The sequence below is a fragment of the Actinokineospora auranticolor genome, from assembly GCF_041897805.1.
GTDB lineage: Bacteria > Actinomycetota > Actinomycetes > Mycobacteriales > Pseudonocardiaceae > Actinokineospora > Actinokineospora auranticolor.
In genome coordinates, this window is sequence record NZ_CP154825.1 from 7,052,084 (window position 1) to 7,068,918 (window position 16,835).

A 16,835-nucleotide genomic window follows, 5' to 3' on the forward strand; every position below is an offset into this window, starting at 1 on the left:
GTGGAGGACAAAGGCCCGAGTCTGATCGGCGCGCTGCTGGAGCAGCGCTACCGGGTTGACGCGCCGCTGGCCCGCGGCGGGATGTCCGCGGTCTACCGCGGCCTCGACACCCGGCTGGACCGGCCGGTCGCGATCAAGGTCATGGACTCGCGGTTCGCCGACGACAAGACCTTCGTCGAGCGGTTCGAGCGCGAGGCCAGGTCGGCGGCCAAGATCCACCACCCGAACGTCGTGGCGGTGCACGACCAGGGGCTCGACGGCGAGCACGTCTACCTGGTGATGGAGCTGGTCAGCGGCGGCACGCTGCGCGACCTGCTCAACGAGCGCGGCACGTTGCCCACCCCGCTGGCCGTGGCGATCATGGAGCCGGTGCTGTCCGCGCTGTCCGCGGCGCACCGGGCCGGGCTGATCCACCGTGACGTGAAGCCGGAGAACGTGCTGATCGGCCCGGGCGGCATCGTCAAGGTCGCGGACTTCGGGCTGGTGCGGGCGGTGGCCAGCGCCGGGACGACGAAGAGCAGCGTGATCCTGGGGACGGTGTCGTACCTGTCCCCGGAGCAGGTGACGACCGGCGCGGCGACCTCGCGCGGTGACGTCTACTCGGCGGGCATCGTGCTCTACGAGACCCTGACGGGCATGCCGCCCTACTACGGCGACAGCGCCCTCTCCGTGGCCTACCGGCACGTGAACGACGACGTGCCGCCACCGAGCGCGTCCGTGCCCGGTATCCCCCCGATGCTCGACGAGCTGGTCGTGCGCGCCACCCGCCGCGACCCGGCGACCCGGCCCGAGGACGGCGCCGCGTTCCTGGTGGAGCTGCAACGGGTCCGCGCGGCGCTGTCGCTGCCCCGGATGCGCGTGCCGGTGCCCGCGCCGGTGTCGGTCGACGAGACCATGGCCGTGTCGGGCGCGTCGGTGGCCGCCGCGTCCCACGCGTCCCACGCGGGCAGCCTGGCGCCGAGTACGCCCGCGCCGAGCACCCCGGCGCCCGGTACCCCCGTGCCCGCCGCGCCGGGTACCCCCGCGCCCGGGACTCCGGCGCCGTGGGCCTCGGGCCCCGTGCCGGTCGCGGCCTCCGGGCCGGTCCAGGGGCCGGTACCCGCTTCCGGTGGGTCCATCCCGCCGTCGCCACCGCCGGGGACCGACCCGGAAGACCCCGAGACGACGGTCAAGGTGCCGCTGGCGGCGATGTCCGACGCGCTCGCGAAGGGGCCTGGCGACGAGGACGAGACCGTCCGCACGGACGCCACGATCCACACCGCGCCGCCCCGGCACCCGCACTCCGGGCCGACCGGGTTCCCGCAGCAGCAGCCGGTGCCGCACTCGGCGACCGTGGTGCGGCAGGTGCCCGGGTTCTCCGCGATGGGCCCGCAGGGCACGCGCGCGATGCTGCGGTCCGACCTGGAGAAGGTCATCGACTCGGCGACGGCCAACCCGGCACCGCGCACGGGCGCGCACCCGGTGCCGTACGCGACCGGCGGCGTGCCGGTCCAACCGAACACCGGCCCGCAGGCCGCGGCGCCGCGCCCGGCGAGCCCGACCCGGCGGCTGGTGGTCCTGGGCATCGTCGGGGTGCTGCTGCTGGGGCTGCTCGGCACGGGCGTCTGGTGGTTCTCCAGCGGCCGGTACACCGAGGTGCCCGCGCTGGCCGGGCAGGAGCAGGCGGTCGCGGCCGAGGCGGCGCGGTCGGCGAACCTGACCCCCCGGGTGACGAACCAGCGGGACAACAAGATCGAGGCCGGGGTGGTCATCAGCACCCAGCCCGCCGCCGGGACCGAGGCGCTGCGCGGCGACGAGGTCACGATCGTGGTGTCCGCCGGGAAGCCGGTGGTGCCCGACGTGCGGGCCGGGGTCGCCAAGGAGGACGCGGAGAAGGCGGTGCGCACCGAGCAGCTGCAACCCCGCTTCGACGACGGCAAGAACGTCTACGACGACACCGTGGCCAAGGGCAAGGTGGTCAAGCTCGACCCGCCCGCCGGTACCTCGCTCGACATCGCCTCGCCGGTGTTCGTGGTGCTGAGCAAGGGCCCGGCGCCCAAGCCGGTCCCGGACGTGAAGGGCCGCACCCGCGACGAGGCGTTCCAGGTGCTGAGCCAGGCCGGTTTCGAACCGTTCGACGGCCCCGCCGAGTTCTCCCCCGACGTCGAGGGCGGCCGGGTCATCCGCACCACGCCCGGGGCGAACACGCAGGTGGAGGCCGAGGGCAGCAAGCGCGTGTCGGTGGTCGTGTCCAGCGCGGTGACCGTGCCGGACCTGACCGGCCGCACGGTGCCGGAGGCGCAGGCGCTGCTGGGCCAGTCCGGGCTGGTCATGGACCTGGGCCCGTTCTCGAACCCGTCCGGCCGCGTGTTCAACCAGAGCCCGGGCGCCGGCTCCAAACTCCAGCGCGGCGACAAGGTCACGGCCTGGTTGTTCTAGCCCCCCAGAGATCGACGGCTATGTTGCTGGTCAGTTCGCTGAAGGTGCCGCCGGGGCTGCTGGTGCGCAGTAGCGCGCGGAGGTCGGCCTCGAAGTCGGCTCGGCGCTCGCCGAACAGGTGCGGTGTCGAGCTGGAGAGGGAGAAGACCAGCGCGACGGTCTCGTCGGCGGTCCGGGTGATGAGCCTGCCCGGGACCTCGACGCGCTCCGGGCCGGTGAAGCCCGCGGCGCGGTAGATCGGTTCCTCGTCGGAGGCCGTGCCCTGGGCGAGCTGTCCCCGGCCCGCGCGGCGCACCGGACCCAGGTAGGCGCGGACCAGGTCGGTGATGGCCGCGTGCGGTGGGCGCGGGTGCGGCAGGTCGTCGGTCTCGACGCCCTGGTGGGTGCTGGCGTGCACGTGGGCGCAGGTGCCGCCGGGGGCGAGCATGGCGCGGACCGCGGCGGCGACCAGGGGCCGGTCCATCCAGTGGAAGGACTGGGCGAGCGTGACCAGCCGGAAGGTGCCCAGGTCGGCCGGGAGTTCCTCGGCCCTGAGGTGCCGGTACCGGGTGTTGGGCGCGGCTCGCGCGGTGGCCGCGGCGACCATGTCCGGGTCGGCGTCGACACCGACGGCCTCCGCGAAGTCGCCCGCCAGCAGCCCGGTGAGCGTGCCGGGCCCGCAGCCGACGTCCAGCAGGCGCCCGGTGCCGTCCAGGCCGAGGGCGTCCGCCAAGGCGTCGCGCAGCGCGCGCGGGTACGGGAAGCGGCCCTTGAGGTAGTGGTCGGCGCTGCCGGTGTAGAGGGTCGGGTCCCACTGCCACGCGTTCACGCGTCCTCCCGTGAACGACAACGGCACCCTCTCCGCGCGGAGAGGGTGCCGTTGGTTGCCATGATCTTTACGAGCGGAGCATCTCCGCGACCAGGAAGGCCAGCTCCAGCGACTGCTGGGTGTTGAGCCGCGGGTCGCAGGCGGTCTCGTAGCGGCCCGCGAGGTCCGCGTCGGAGATCTCCTGGGCGCCGCCGAGGCACTCGGTGACGTCCTCGCCGGTCAGCTCGACGTGGATGCCGCCGGGGTGGGTGCCGAGCCTGCGGTGGACCTCGAAGAAGCCCTGCACCTCGTCCACGATCCGGTCGAAGTGGCGGGTCTTGTAGCCCGTCGACGACTCGTGGGTGTTGCCGTGCATGGGGTCGCACTGCCAGATGACCCGGTGGCCGGAGGCCTCGACCTTCTCCACGATCGCGGGCAGCACGTCGCGGACCTTGCCGTTGCCCATCCGGCTGATCAGCGTCAGCCTGCCCGGCTCGTTGCGCGGGTCGAGGCGCTCGACGTACTCGACCGCCATCTCGGGCGTGGTGGTCGGGCCGATCTTGAGGCCGATCGGGTTGGACAGCAGCTCGGCGAAGGCGATGTGCGCGCCGTCGAGCTGGCGGGTGCGCTCGCCGATCCACAGGAAGTGCGCGGACAGGTCGTACAGCTTGGGCTCGGCGGAGGTGGTGTCCATCCGCAGCAGGGAGCGCTCGTAGTCGAGCAGCAGGGCCTCGTGGCTGGCGAAGACCTCGACGCTGTGCAGCGAGCTGTCCTCGACGCCGCAGGCCTGCATGAACCGCAGGCCGCGGTCGATCTCGGTGGCCAGCGCCTCGTAGCGCTCACCGGCGGGCGAGGTGCGGACGAAGTCGCGGTTCCAGTCGTGGACCTTGGTGAGGTCGGCCATGCCCGCGCCGGTCAGGGCGCGCAGCAGGTTCATCGCCGCGCCCGCGTTGGCGTACGCGCGGATCATCCGCGACGGGTCGGGCACGCGCGCCTCGGGGGTGGCGACCAGGGAGTTGACGATGTCGCCCCGGTACACCGGCAGGCCGAGCGAGTCGGTCTTGGCCGAGCGCGGCTTGGCGTACTGGCCCGCGATCCGGCCGACCTTGACGACCGGCAGGCTGGCGCCGTAGGTGAGGACCACGGCCATCTGCAGCAGCGTGCGGATGTTGCCGCGGATGTGCGGTTCGGTGTTGTCGACGAAGGTCTCGGCGCAGTCACCGCCCTGCAGCAGGAACGCCTTGCCCTGGGCGACCTCGGCCAGCCGCTGCTGCAGCCGGTCGATCTCGGAGGGCACGGTGATCGGGGGCACGGCCTCCAGCAGCGCGCGCACCTGGCGGACCTGCTCGCCGTCGGGCCACTCGGGTTGCTGGGCGGCGGGCCGGGACAGGGCGTCGTCGAGTTTGGCGCGCAGTGCGGGTGGCAACGGGGGAAGTTCCGGGAGCGTGTCCACCGGCACGTCGACTGTCCAGTTCACACCACCAGACTAAGAGGTCGGGCAACCGGGTTGAGCCCCGGGACGGCCGTTGCGCACGGCGCTACCCGACTGGCGGATTTTGGTAGTCGGGATGCGCGTGGCCAATTGCAGACGGCAAGATGCGCCGGGTGATCACGGCACGAGACACCGGCGGCCTCGACCCCGACACGGCCCGGCGGCTGCTGGACACGGCTGTGGCCAACATCCAGCGCGAGTACCCGGTGCACTGGGTGCACCTCATCGACTCCGCGGAGCAGCTGGTGCCGCAGCGGTCGCGGCACCCGGTGTTCGCGGGGTCGTTCGACTGGCACTCCTGCGTGCACCAGACCTGGCTCGCGGTCCGCCTGCTGCGGCTGTTCCCCCAGCTCCGGGGCGCCGACCTGGCGTTGTCGACGCTGAACCGGCTGCTCACGCCCGAGGGCGCGGCGGTGGAGGCCGAGTTCTTCGCCACCCCCGAGGGCGAGTTCTGGGAGCGCCCCTACGGCTGGGCGTGGCTGCTGCTGCTCGACGCCGAGCTGCGCGCGTGGCCCGAGGGCACGGCGTGGGCCGAGGCGCTGCGGCCGCTGGTCAAGGCGGTGCGAGCGCGGTGGCTGACCTGGCTCGGCCTGGCCCGCTGGCCGGTCCGGGTGGGCACGCACACCAACTCGGCGTTCGCGCTGGCGCTGGGGCTGGACGCGGCCCGCGCGGTCGGCGACCACGACCTGGAGACCGCGTGCGCGGCGGCCACCCGCCGCTTCTACCTCGCCGACCGCGACTACGGCGGCTTCGAGCCCAGCGCGGCCGACTTCCTGTCGCCCGCGCTCGCCGAGGCCGACCTGCTGCGCCGGGTGCTGTCCGCCGACGAGTTCGCCGCCTGGCTGGACGCGTTCCTCCCGGACCTGACCGCGCCCCGCTGGCAGGTCCTGCGCGCCCCGGTCCCGGTCGACGACCCGGCCGACCCGCACGGCTCGCACCTGGCGGGCCTGGCCCTGTCCCGGACCTGGTGCTGGCGCGGCGTCGCCGAGTCCTTACCCGCCGACCACCGCTACGTCGCGCTGGCCCGCGAGGCCGAGGCCGCGCACCACGGCGCGGGCTGGCGGTACGTCTTCGGCTTCGGCTACGCGGCCGAGCACTGGCTGGGCACCTTCGCCGCCTACCTGGACGTGGGCGCGCTCACCGCGTGACGGTCATCCAGTCGAGCAGGTGGTCGATCGGGTTGCCGGTGCGGTGCCTGCCGATGGCGACGGGTGGCGCCAGGGCGCGGCACCAGGCTTCGAGGCGGTCCGGGTCCAGGGTGGACTCGTCGAGCAGCGCGGTGAGCCGCGCGGGGATGTCGTCGGCGCCCAGGACGTAGTCGATGGCGTCCCACTCGGGTTCGCCGAGGATGGCCTTGGGGTCGATGACCACCAGGCCGCGCGGGCCCGCGTCGAGGAGGTTGTCGCGGTGCAGGTCGCCGTGCAGCAGGACGTGGGCGCGCTGGGTGGCGGCGAGTTCGTCCATCAGCGCCCAGCCGCGGTCGAGGTGGGCGGCGGTGACGGGACCGGTGGGCGGGAAGCGCTCGGCCAGCTCGCGCGACCCGGTGGTCAGGTCGCGGCGGGCGTGGCGGGTCGGGTCGGGGACGGCGGAGTGCAGGTCGCGCAGCAGCGCGGCGAAGCGGTCCGGGGTGGGCCAGCCGACGCGGCCGTCGATGTGCTCCAGCAGCAGGGCGCCGTCCGCGCTCGCCAGCACCTCGGGCACGCGCCCGCTGGGCGCGAAGGCCCGCAGGACGTCCGCCTGCTCGGCGGCGAACTCGACCTCCGGCGACACCTTCAGCACCACCGGCACACCGCCCCGCACGGCCCGCAGCGTCACCGCCGAGTTGCCGTCGGGGAACACCTGTCCCAGCTCCAACCCCCACCGCGCGGCGAGCCGGTCCAGCAACGCGGGCAGCCCGACCAGCCAGGTCTGCACCCCATCCCCGAACCGCCGCCGCAACCGCTGCTCGAACCCGTCGCTCACCGCGGCGGCCTCCGGTCGGCCCACGGGTGCGCGCCCTCGTACTGCGCGGACAGCGACAGCAACAACCGCTCGCTGCCCGACGGCCCGACCAGTTGCGCTCCGACCGGCATGCCGTGGTCGTCTTGGCCGACCGGCAGGGTCGCCACCGGGTAGCCCAGCACGTTCCAGGTCGGGAAGTACGGGATCCGCGCGGTCACGCCCAACCAGGTGAACAGCACGCCGTGACCGTGGTACGCGCCCACCTCCGGCGGCGTCCGCGTCCACGTCGGCTGCAGCACCACGTCGTGGCGGGCGAAGAACCCGGCCATCCGCTCCTGAAGGTCGTCTTCCGCCGACAGCGCCCACCGCAGCACCCGGCGCGGTACGCGCGATCCCACGGCCGCGATGCGGCGGGTGCGGGCCTCCAGCCACCTCGGGTTGGGGAGGGCGGCCACGTCCTCGGCCACGCCCGCGAGGTAGCGGATCACGAACTGCGGCGTCGGCCGGATCCCCAGCGGCAGGGTCTCCTCGGTGACGCTGTGCCCCAACGACCGGAACCGGACGGCCGTCTGGGCCACGACCCGCCGCCAGGTCTGGTCCATCCGGGGGCGGCCGACCGGGGTGCGCCACACGAGGGCGATCCGCGCGGGCTCCGGCACGACGTCGACGGCCGCGCGGTACCCGCCGCGCTGCTCGGTGCCGGTGAGCACGTCCAGCAAGGCCGCCGCGTCCGCCACGCGGCGCCCCAGCGGGCCGATCACCGACAGGCCCTGCCAACCGCCTTCGCGCGGCGCTTGCGAGACCAGGTGCCGCGAGGTCTTCAGCCCGAACACGCCGGTCGCGGCGGCCGGGATCCGGATGGACCCGCCCCCGTCGGAACCGGTCGCCACGCCCACGATGCCCGCCGCGATGGCCGCGGCGGACCCGCCCGAGGAGCCACCCGCGGTGCGGCGGAGGTCCCAGGGGTTGCGTGTGGGGCCCGCGCCCGAACTCTCGGTGAACGGCCACAGGCAGCGTTCCGGTGTCCGGGTGTGCCCGACCAGCACGGCTCCCGCCGCGCGTAGACGGGCCACCGCGTCGCAATCCGCCGCAGCGGGCGGGAACTGCGGTCTGCCACCCATGGCGGTCACGTCACCCGCGACGTCGAGATCGTCCTTCACCGCGACGGGTACGCCCAACAACGGTGTGCGCTCTCCGGCGTCCAACCTGCGTTGTGCGTCCACGGCGGCTTGACGGGCTTCCTCGGTATAGAGGACACGGAAAGCGTTAACCGTGTCGGCGAGGTCTTCCGCGCGCCGTAGTACCGACTCCAGCAGTTCCGGCGCGGACACCCACCCGTCGCGAAGGGCGCGTGCCTGGGCGTCCGCACCGGCCCAGAGCAGTTCGTCCATAGCCCGCACCCTAGTCCGAACGGGTGGCTAGTTGAGGCTCGCGACACCCGCGTTGAGCAGCGACGCGAACAGGATCCACGCGAGGTAGGGCGCGAACAGCAGCGCCGCCGCCTTCCGGATCCGGTAGAGGCGGACCAGCGCGACGGCGACGGCGACGTCGAGCAGCAGGATGACCGCGAACGCGGGCCACAGCCAGCGCAGCGCGAAGAACGCGGGTGTCCAGGCGAGGTTGAGCAACAGCTGCGCGGCCCACAGCCACAGCCCCAACCGGTCGCGGCGCATCCAGAAGACCCAGCCCGCGATGCCGATCAGCAGGTACAGGACCGTCCACACGGGACCGAACAGCCAGTTCGGCGGGGTGAAGGCGGGCTTGTCCGCGGTGGCGTACCAGCCGCGCACGTTGTCGGCGGTCGCCAGCGCGCCCAGCGCGGCCACGGCGTAGCTCAGCAGGATGAACCCACCGAGCACGAGCCAGTCCTTCGAACGGGTGACCATGGCTCAAGTTCACCCCGCCCGGGCGGGTCCCACAACTCGAAGCTCAGCCTGCTGAGCGTTCCCGGGCGCGGCGCGCCGCGCCCGGGACGCGCGTCATCAGCCGAAGAAGACCTCGGCCTCGGCGTAGCGCTCCAGCGGCACGGTCTTGAGCTCGGCGGTGGCCTCGGACAGCTTGACCCGGACGATGTCCGTGCCGCGCAGCGCGACCATCACGCCGAAGTCGCCGTCGGCGACCGCGTCGACCGCGTGCAGGCCGAACCGGGTGGCCAGCACCCGGTCGTAGGCGGTCGGGGTGCCGCCGCGCTGGGTGTGGCCGAGCACGACCGCGCGGGACTCCTTGCCCGTCTTCGCCGCGATCTCCTCGGCCAGCCAGGTGCCGACGCCGCCCAGCCGGACGTGCCCGAAGGCGTCCTTCTCGCCGGTCAGCAGGACCTCGTTGCCGCCCTCGGGCAGCGCGCCCTCGGCCACCACGATGATCGGCGCGTACTGCCGCTCGAACCGCCGCTCGACCCACTCGATGACCTTGGCGACGCTGAACTCGCGCTCGGGCACCAGGATCACGTTCGCGCCGCCCGCGAGGCCGGAGTGCAGCGCGATCCAGCCCGCGTGCCTGCCCATGACCTCGACGACCAGCGCCCGGTGGTGCGACTCGGCGGTGGTGCGCAGCCGGTCGATCGACTCGGTCGCTATGTGCACCGCGGTGTCGAAGCCGAAGGTGTAGTCGGTGGCGCCGAGGTCGTTGTCGATGGTCTTGGGCACGCCGACCACGCCGACGCCGTCGTCGGTGAGCCGCTTCGCCACGCCGAGGGTGTCCTCGCCGCCGATCGCGACGAGCGCGTCGACGCCCTGCTCGGCCAGCACGGCCTTGATCCGGTCGACGCCGTCCTCGACCTTGTAGGGGTTGGTGCGCGACGAACCGAGGATGGTGCCGCCCCGGGTGAGGATGTCCTCGACGTCGTCGAGCCCGATCGGCCGGGACTCGCCTTCCAGCGGGCCCTTCCAGCCGTTGCGGAAACCGACGATCTCCCAGCCGTGTGCCTCGATCCCCTTGCGCACGACCGCCCGGATGACCGCGTTCAGCCCGGGGCAGTCGCCGCCACCGGTGAGTACGCCGACCCGCATCGCTACCGACCCTCCAACACATCGTGACCGTGATGGCCATCACTGGTACGGGTGTCAGCCTGCCGGCAACTGAATCGGTATAGCAAGGAGGGTTCCCACCCGGTGGTCAGCTCCCGTGGGGGTCGACCACCCGCCTGCGCCACTCCGCGTCGATGACCTTCCACCGGACGAGGTTGTGCCGGGCGTCGGCGAGCGCGTCGTGCGCGTCCTGCGGCGGGGGCGGCAGGGTCGGCTTGCCCACGTCCTCCCAGCGCTGGCGCAGCTCGCGGGTGAACCGGGGGATCTGCCGGGGCAGCGCGGGCATGGCGCCCCACAGCTGGCCGAGCACGACGTGGTCGTAGGCGCCGAACCAGGCCCACAGCTCGATCTTGTCCTTGGACCGGGGCGTGGTCAGGAACTCCAGCAGCCGCTTGCGCATCTCGCCGCGGTCGCACCAGGCCTTGTCGGCGGGCGACGGGAGCTTGTCGAGCACGTTGGCGCGCACCCAGGTGCCCGCCTTGTCCGGGTCGAACTCGGTGGAAACCGCGTAGAACTCGCGCCCGTCCTCGCCGACGACACCGATCGACACCAGGTCGATGGTCGTTCCGTCCTCGATGAACTCGGTGTCGTAGAAGTACCTCACCGGGCAAAGCCTAGGTCAGGGGCGGGGGTTGATCGCGAGTGGATACTGGCGGGATGCGCAAAGGGGCGGTTGGGGCGGTGCTCGTCGCCGCGATGGTCACGGCGGGGTGCGGTGGGGCCACTACGCCGTCCGCGGTGGTCTTCGGCAGGATCGACTTACCACCTGGTGTTGAAGCGGTAACTCTCACCGACTTCGGCAACTCCCTCTTGGTCGGTACGCGCAAAGACGAGCACCCGGGCCTCTACCGCCGCGATGGTGGCGGCGCGCTAACCGAGGTCCCGGTTAAGGGAACTACGCCATATGGCCTCTTGGCACGGTGGACGGCGATTGCCACCGATGGGAAGGCGATCGTCGCGGTAGGCGGTGAGCGTGGTGGCGCGCACGGCAACGTCCGCTGGTCGGTGTGGGATGGCGACGCGACCGGTCTTACCGAGCGCCGACAGGGGTTCAGCACCTTCGGTGGCTACGGCGCGGGCGACCTGGTCGGCACGGCGATCACCCCGTCCGGCCCGGTCGTGGTCGGCACCTGGGAGAGCAAGGACGCCGGGTTCGACGTGGCCACGTGGACGCCGGAACCGGGCGGTGAGGGCTACTGGGCGCGGGGTGAGTCGGAGACCGAGTTGCGCAGCTCGGCCACCGCGCTGACCTTCCCGCTCGCGGCGACGCGGCTCGGCGAGGGCCTGCTGGCCGTGGGGTGGCAGGCCGCGCAGGGTGATGAGCAGGCGGTCGTGTGGCGGTCGCGCACGGGTACGCGGGACTGGACCCGGACCGTACTCTCCTCCGGCACGGCGATGGCCGTGCACTGCGTGGGCGAGAGTTGTGCGGTGTCCGGGCGTAGTGGCGGGAAGCTCACCATCTGGCGGTTGGCGGCGGACGGGTGGCACCCGCTGCCGGGTGTGCCGGACGTGCCGGTGGGCGACCACGACGTCGTCGCGCCGCCGATCGAGGTCGACGGCGCGCTGGTGCAGGTCGTGTGGGACGGGGCCAAGGTGCGGGTCGCGCGGTTCGCGGACGGGCAGTGGGGCGTGCGGGACGTCGACGGGCCGAGCGGGCCGGTCAGCGCGGCCTCGCTCGTGGGCACCGAGGTCCAGGTGATCGCGGGGGGCGCCCTGTGGCGGGTGGACGCGGGGGCGCTGCGGTAGGTCAGCCCGCCTCGCGCTCCGGGAGGCGGTCGGCGGTGCGGGCGTCGGGCTGGGTGGGCAGCGAGACCGGTTGCGCCTTGGCCTTGGCCGCGTAGATGTCGACGTACTCCTGGTCGGACAGCTCCATCAGGGCGTACATGACCTCGTCGGTGATCGACCGCTCGACGAACCGGTCGCCCGCGAGGCCCTGGTAGCGGCTGAAGTCCAGCGGCTTGCCGATCTTGATCCGGATCGGGTACGGCCGCCACACCTTCGAGCCGATGGGGTTGGCCTTGTCGGTGCCGATCATGACCACGGGCACCACCGGCACCCGGGCCTCGAGGGCGATCCGCGCGACCCCGGTCTTGCCCCGGTAGAGGCGTCCGTCCGGCGAGCGGGTGCCCTCGGGGTAGATGCCGACCAGGTGGCCCTCGCGCAGCAGCCGGATCACGGTGTCCAGCGCGGCCTGCGCCGCCGAGCCGCCGGAGCGGTCGATCGGGATCTGGCCGACGCCCGCGAAGAACCACTTCTTGAACCGGCCCTTGAGCCCGGGCTGGGTGAAGTACTCCAGCTTCGCCGGGAAGGTGACCCGGCGCGGGACCACCAGCGGCAGGAAGAACGAGTCGGACACCGCCAGGTGGTTGCTGGCCAGCAGCGCACCGCCGTCGGCGGGCACGTTCTCCAGGCCCTCGACGCGGGGGCGGAAGAACAGGCGCAGCAGCGGGCCCAGCAGGACCCACTTCATCAGCCAGTACAGCACTCGACCAGAACTCCTCGTCTTCACCGGGCGACCCGGACGAGCCTACGAACCGGCGCCGCGACCGCACAATGGCCGCACTCGATCACCCGCCGGAAGTAACGCGGTGGCGGCCTGGCGAGATGCCGGATACACAGGCGGCGAGAATCGACGGCCGAACCCGGCACATCCACCCCTTGCGGGCGCGGACACACCGGGCCCGGTTCGTGCGACCATGGCGACACGGCCCGGCTCACGAGTGATCGGCTCGGGCCCACCGGTGATGATCTTAGGAGGGCGGGGTGCCCGCAGTCCCCGGCGCGGAGAGCTTCGCGCACGACGGCTCCACCGGGATCGGAGTCGTGCTCAGCCACGGCTTCACCGGCTCACCGATCAGCATGCGGGCGTGGGCCGAGCACCTGGTCGCCGCCGGGCACAGCGTGCGGCTGCCGCTGCTGCCCGGGCACGGCACCACCTGGCAGGAGATGAACCGCACGACCTGGCCGCAGTGGTACGGCGCGGTCGAGGCCGCGTTCACCGAGCTGCGCGGGTCCTGCCACACCGTGTTCGCGTGCGGGCTGTCCATGGGCGGCGCGCTCGTCCTGCGGCTGGCCGAGGAGCACGGGGACGACCTGGCGGGCGTCGTAGTGGTGAACCCGTCGGTGATGTCGCTGCGCAAGGACGTCAAGGTGGTCTCGGTGCTGGCCAGGCTGGTGCCCTCGGTCGCGGCGATCGGCAACGACATCGCCAAGCCGGGGGTGAGCGAGCAGGCGTACACCCGCACCCCGTTGCGCGCGCTGGCGAGTCTGGCCAAGCTGTGGAGGACGGTGCGCCGGGACCTGCCGAGGGTCACCCAACCGGCGCTGGTGCTGCACTCCGCGGTGGACCACGTCGTCGAGCCAGAGAACTCGGCGGTGGTCCTGCGCGGGATCTCCAGCACCGACGTCACCGAGGTCGTCCTCGAGAACAGCTACCACGTCGCCACCCTCGACCACGACGCCCAGGTCATCTTCGACCGGAGCGCCGAGTTCATCGGGCGGGTACGTGCCGAGCGGGCAGGTGATCTGGTGTGAAGAGCCGTCCCGGCGACGGTCCGGAGGACGTGGACGCCGCGTTCGCCCAGATAGTCGCCGACCTGGAGCGCGAGGGCGTCGGCCGCGACCTGCCGGACGACCTGGGCGAACCGGAGACGCCGCCCACCGGCACCCCGGCCCTGGCGGCCCCGACCGCGACCTGGCGCGCCCACGAGACCGAGATCGACTGGGCGGACGACAACGAGAACGAGCACTACGAGCCGCCGGAGCCCCCACCGCTGCCGAAGCTGCGGCCGATGACGATCGTGGCGCTGGTGGCCCTGGTCGCCGGTGTCGTGCTCCTGCTGCTGCCCGCCCTGATCGGCCTCGACGCCCGCATAGCGACCCCGGCGGGCCTGATCGCCCTGGCCGCGGGCATCGCCCTGCTCCTGCTGCGCACCCGCAAAACCCCGCCGACCGACCCGGACGACAACGGCGCCCAGGTCTAGGTATGCCTCCGGCCCCCGGATCAATTCTATCGGGGGGCACCGACAATTCGGCGAACCAGTCGATCATGCCTGTGGACAACCGCCCAAAACCGGTCTGGATCCACCTTCTCGGCCGGTTGTCCACAGGCATGATCGCGCTACCGACCGGTACCGTCGCCCCCTCCGACTAGCGTGGATATCGGGGGCCGGAGGCACATCAAGATCACCCGCGACCGCGGAACCCGCCCGGATCCCGCACCTCGCACCGAGAACACACCGGCCGCCACTCCGCAGGCAGGCCGCCTCCCGCTCGACGCCCGCCGACCCGGCACCCCGCGCAGACCCCGCGTCCCGCAGCGACAACCGGAACGCCGCCCGCACCACCGGCCCCGCCACCAACGTCCCCGGCTGCCGCCGCCGGTAGAACAACCGGACAAGTGCCGTGCGCACTTCACCCCCGGCGTGACCGGGTTGTCCACAGGCTTGATCATCTCCGCCGGAAACCGTCGGTGCCCGCCGGTAGCGTGGATACCCGGGGGCCGGAGGCACGCCTTGATCATCTCCAAGCCTTCGCGCGGGGACCCCGCCCGCGGCGAACTCCCACGCCGAACTCAGTCCGCGCCCGGCGTTCGCGAACGGATTCCCACCTCCGCCGATCCGCATCGCGCGGCAGCCCACGATCCCGCCAAGCGAATCCGCGTGCCCATCCAGCGGCCTGCCCGACAACCCACAGCCCGGGCACTCCCCGCTGAACGCCCCGCGGCCTCCGCAAGTCCCGCCAGGCCGACCCGCGCAATCCACCGCCGCACGGGCCCCACTCACCCCGCGGCCAGCGTCGCCGCCCCCACGATCCCCGCGTTCTGCGTGAGCCGCGCCGGGCGGACCCGCACGGCCGGGCGGTGCCCCGACCCCGTGATCACCGAGTGGAAGTGCGCCTGAGCGTCGTCCAGGAACAGCTCGGCCGAGTCGGACACCCCGCCACCGATGACGACGAGGTCCGGGTCGTAGACGTCGGCGGCCAGCGCCAGGCCCTCCCCCAACCACCGGGCCAACTCCGCCACCGCCAGCACCGCCACCGGGTCGCCGTCGCGTGCCGCCGAGGCCACGAGGCGACCGGTCAGGTCCCGCTCGGCCACCCCGGCCAGCACGGTGGACCGGTGCTCGGCCATCAGCCCGATCGCCGTGGCCACCAGCGCGGTCCCGCTGCAGTACCGCTCCCAGCACCCGGCCTTCCCGCACCCGCACCGCCGCCCGCCCGGCACGAGCCGCAGGTGCCCCAGTTCCGGCGCCACCCCGTGGGCCCCGCGGAACACCTCACCGTCCACGATGAGCGCCCCGCCGATCCCCGTCCCCAACGCGATCAGCAACCCCACCCGGGCCCCGCGCAGCTCCCCGAAGCGGTGTTCGGCGACCCCGGCGGCGTTGGCGTCGTGTTCCAGCACGACCGGCAGCCCTATCCGGTCGGCGATCCGGTCCGCCACCGGCGCCGCGCGCCACGGTAGGTGCGGCGCGAACAGCACGGTCCGACGGTCACTTCCCACGAACCCGGCCACCGCGAGCCCGACGGCGCTAACCGTGTGCCGTTGCCGCAATTCCTCTACCGAGGCGCAGACAGCCTCTTCCAGCTCCTCCTCGCCGGAGGGTGTCGACCCGTGCACGGTGTCGAGGACCGTTCCGTGGCGGTCGACTACCCCGGCCCGGACTCTCGTTCCCCCCACATCGACCCCAATGGTCGTCACCTCCGGCGGACCGGGATGCGCCGCACGCGCCCCGAAGGCGCGGGCTCCGGCCGGAAGCCAGGCATGTGCGGTTCGCCGGGGTGCCAGCGGTCGGCGAGTACCGCGCGCAGGAGCGCCACTACGTCGGCGAGACGGTCGATGCTCTTCGCGGCCAGCTCATTGGGCTCACCGCGCACTACGGCCACCAACGCGCACAACACGCAAGACTGGCAACCGGCGTCGTGTTCCGCGGCCACCCGGTCCAGCCACGGTCCGGCCCGCTCGGCGACGGCGGCCAGCAGCAACACCAGCTCGTCGGCCAGTCGGCTGCCCGGTTCCGCGCTGCTCACCGCCCACCTTCCCGATCGGGCTCCATGCGCAGGACCAGTCCCGCGCCGTCGGCCTCGGCGTCGGTCACGGTATAGCGGCGGAGCACCAGCGGCAGCGCGATCAAGCCCCGCACGCCATCGATCGTCACCGCCAGGTCGTCCCCGACCCGTGCCAGGTCCAGATCGCTGCTGTCCGGGACCGGGAGCGCGATTCTGAGCAGGTAGTCCTGACCGTCGGCGGTTACCGACAACAACGGCTCGTTCGACCCACGAACCGCAAGAGGGTCTTTCTCCCCATAGAGCTCGTCCGCCAACGCAAGCAACGCGTCGACACCAACCGGCTCTTGCGCGGAATGCTCTACCCGGTGCACGGTCAGCGGGGTGGATACGTCCAATTCGGACAACACACGGTCCTGTTCAGCCCTCCGGGTCCGCATCCACGACGCCGCCGGACCGTGCCAGCGACTGGCGCGCGGCACCAACCGGTTGGCCACCAGGGCCTCCACGTGCACACCGCGCAGGGCGAGCGCTGCGAGGGTGCGTCGCGTCTCGGCCACTACGACCCGTTCGGGGGTGAACACGAGCCGCACGGCCGCGTCGGTCAGCAGCGCGCGCAGCCGCTCCGCGTGGTCGGCGAGCCGCGCCACGGCGTCGGAGGCCGCGCGCAGGTCGGCGACCAGCCGGGCGCCGCGCATCCGGTCGAGGTAGCCGGAGACGGCCTCGGGCAGGGCCAGCAGCCGCAGGGTCTCGGCGGTCGGGCCGCAGTCGACGACCAGGGCCTCCCACGTGCCAGTCTCGGCCAGGCGGGCGATCTCGGTGAGCGCCAGCACCTCGTCGACGCCGGGCAGCACGGTCAGCTCCTCGGCGTCCAGCGCGTCGAGGCCGAGACCGGCGGCGAAGGACCGGGCGCTGTCGCGCAGGCCCGGCCAGGCGCGGTCGGCCAGGGCGCGGGCGTCGACGTGCGCGGCGTAGAGCGAGGTGTCCACTTCGGAAGGCTCGGCGCCGACCGGGACGCCGTAGACGTCGGCGAGGGAGTGCGCGGGGTCGGTGGAGACGACCAGCGCTTTGCGGCCCGCCGCGGCGACCCGGGCGGCCGTGGCCGCGGCGAGGGTGGTCTTGCCCACCCCGCCCTTGCCGGTGAACAGCAGGACGCGCACCCGGG

16 protein-coding genes are annotated in these 16,835 nt (G+C 73.0%); 5 read left to right on the plus strand and 11 right to left on the minus strand.

The genetic code is table 11. The annotated features are described in order from the left end of the window. On the plus strand, positions 1-2,418 hold the full coding sequence (locus V5P93_RS30580; protein ID WP_104482103.1) for a Stk1 family PASTA domain-containing Ser/Thr kinase: 2,418 nt from the start codon (positions 1-3) through the stop codon (positions 2,416-2,418). On the opposite strand, the gene V5P93_RS30585 is transcribed toward V5P93_RS30580, so the two are convergent. Beyond that, positions 2,399-3,226 (minus strand): class I SAM-dependent methyltransferase, encoded by an 828-nt coding sequence (locus V5P93_RS30585; RefSeq protein ID WP_104482104.1) that lies wholly within the window; start codon positions 3,224-3,226, stop codon positions 2,399-2,401. The two genes, V5P93_RS30580 and V5P93_RS30585, sit on opposite strands and share 20 nt — an antisense overlap. Before the next feature lie 67 nt (positions 3,227-3,293). Beyond that, positions 3,294-4,682 (minus strand): class II 3-deoxy-7-phosphoheptulonate synthase, encoded by a 1,389-nt coding sequence (locus V5P93_RS30590; protein ID WP_104482105.1) that lies wholly within the window; start codon positions 4,680-4,682, stop codon positions 3,294-3,296. A 128-nt stretch (positions 4,683-4,810) separates the two neighbouring features. Between V5P93_RS30590 and V5P93_RS30595 the strand changes: the two genes are divergently transcribed. Then, positions 4,811-5,845 (plus strand): DUF2891 domain-containing protein, encoded by a 1,035-nt coding sequence (locus V5P93_RS30595; protein ID WP_219824139.1) that lies wholly within the window; start codon positions 4,811-4,813, stop codon positions 5,843-5,845. Here V5P93_RS30595 and V5P93_RS30600 read toward each other — a convergent pair. The 5 genes from V5P93_RS30600 to V5P93_RS30620 form a co-directional block, all read right to left on the minus strand. Next, positions 5,835-6,659, minus strand: coding sequence for an aminoglycoside phosphotransferase family protein (locus V5P93_RS30600; RefSeq protein ID WP_181043788.1), 825 nt, complete (start codon positions 6,657-6,659; stop codon positions 5,835-5,837). The genes V5P93_RS30595 and V5P93_RS30600 overlap by 11 nt on opposite strands. Beyond that, on the minus strand, positions 6,656-8,029 hold the full coding sequence (locus V5P93_RS30605) for an amidase family protein (protein WP_104482108.1): 1,374 nt from the start codon (positions 8,027-8,029) through the stop codon (positions 6,656-6,658). Before V5P93_RS30605 ends, V5P93_RS30600 begins: the two co-directional genes overlap by 4 nt. Before the next feature lie 27 nt (positions 8,030-8,056). Continuing rightward, positions 8,057-8,524 (minus strand): TspO/MBR family protein, encoded by a 468-nt coding sequence (locus tag V5P93_RS30610; RefSeq protein WP_104482109.1) that lies wholly within the window; start codon positions 8,522-8,524, stop codon positions 8,057-8,059. 96 nt (positions 8,525-8,620) lie between these two features. Next, a complete protein-coding gene (locus tag V5P93_RS30615) occupies positions 8,621-9,646 on the minus strand; it encodes a 6-phosphofructokinase (RefSeq protein ID WP_104482110.1) in 1,026 nt (341 codons plus the stop codon). Positions 9,647-9,752: 106 nt separating this feature from the next. Beyond that, positions 9,753-10,268, minus strand: coding sequence for a polyadenylate-specific 3'-exoribonuclease AS (locus V5P93_RS30620; RefSeq protein WP_104482111.1), 516 nt, complete (start codon positions 10,266-10,268; stop codon positions 9,753-9,755). Between the two features lie 53 nt (positions 10,269-10,321). Between V5P93_RS30620 and V5P93_RS30625 the strand changes: the two genes are divergently transcribed. Then, a complete protein-coding gene (locus tag V5P93_RS30625; protein WP_146108274.1) occupies positions 10,322-11,410 on the plus strand; it encodes a hypothetical protein in 1,089 nt (362 codons plus the stop codon). Between the two features lies 1 nt (position 11,411). On the opposite strand, the gene V5P93_RS30630 is transcribed toward V5P93_RS30625, so the two are convergent. After that, a complete protein-coding gene (locus V5P93_RS30630) occupies positions 11,412-12,149 on the minus strand; it encodes a 1-acyl-sn-glycerol-3-phosphate acyltransferase (protein WP_104482113.1) in 738 nt (245 codons plus the stop codon). Positions 12,150-12,427: 278 nt separating this feature from the next. Between V5P93_RS30630 and V5P93_RS30635 the strand changes: the two genes are divergently transcribed. Both V5P93_RS30635 and V5P93_RS30640 read left to right on the plus strand, forming a co-directional pair. Further along, positions 12,428-13,198 carry a carboxylesterase gene (locus V5P93_RS30635; protein ID WP_104482114.1) on the plus strand — a complete coding sequence of 257 codons (771 nt, stop codon included), beginning with the start codon at positions 12,428-12,430 and terminating at the stop codon, positions 13,196-13,198. Continuing rightward, complete coding sequence (locus tag V5P93_RS30640; RefSeq protein ID WP_104482115.1) at positions 13,195-13,647, plus strand: hypothetical protein; 453 nt, start codon at positions 13,195-13,197, stop codon at positions 13,645-13,647. The genes V5P93_RS30635 and V5P93_RS30640 overlap by 4 nt, the downstream gene beginning before the upstream one ends. A gap of 797 nt (positions 13,648-14,444) precedes the next feature. Here V5P93_RS30640 and V5P93_RS30645 read toward each other — a convergent pair. From V5P93_RS30645 to V5P93_RS30655, 3 genes are read right to left on the minus strand one after another with little or no spacing between them, the layout of a single operon-like run. Next, a complete protein-coding gene (locus V5P93_RS30645; protein WP_104482116.1) occupies positions 14,445-15,365 on the minus strand; it encodes an ROK family protein in 921 nt (306 codons plus the stop codon). Beyond that, the gene (locus V5P93_RS30650) at positions 15,362-15,694 is read right to left on the minus strand and encodes a hypothetical protein (RefSeq protein ID WP_104482117.1); all 333 of its coding nucleotides are present in this window, start codon (positions 15,692-15,694) and stop codon (positions 15,362-15,364) included. Before V5P93_RS30650 ends, V5P93_RS30645 begins: the two co-directional genes overlap by 4 nt. Then, positions 15,691-16,830, minus strand: a complete 1,140-nt coding sequence (locus V5P93_RS30655) for an ArsA family ATPase (protein ID WP_104482118.1) — start codon at positions 16,828-16,830, stop codon at positions 15,691-15,693. The genes V5P93_RS30650 and V5P93_RS30655 overlap by 4 nt, the downstream gene beginning before the upstream one ends. Between the last annotated feature and the right edge of the window lie 5 nt (positions 16,831-16,835).

Excerpts from the sequence above, each read along its gene's own strand:
- V5P93_RS30605 (WP_104482108.1), bottom strand. The coding sequence starts at position 8,029 with ATGGACGAACTGCTCTGGGCCGGTGCGGACGCCCAGGCACGCGCCCTT.
- V5P93_RS30610 (WP_104482109.1), bottom strand. The coding sequence starts at position 8,524 with ATGGTCACCCGTTCGAAGGACTGGCTCGTGCTCGGTGGGTTCATCCTG.
- V5P93_RS30615 (WP_104482110.1), bottom strand. The coding sequence starts at position 9,646 with ATGCGGGTCGGCGTACTCACCGGTGGCGGCGACTGCCCCGGGCTGAAC.
- V5P93_RS30625 (WP_146108274.1), top strand. The coding sequence starts at position 10,322 with ATGCGCAAAGGGGCGGTTGGGGCGGTGCTCGTCGCCGCGATGGTCACG.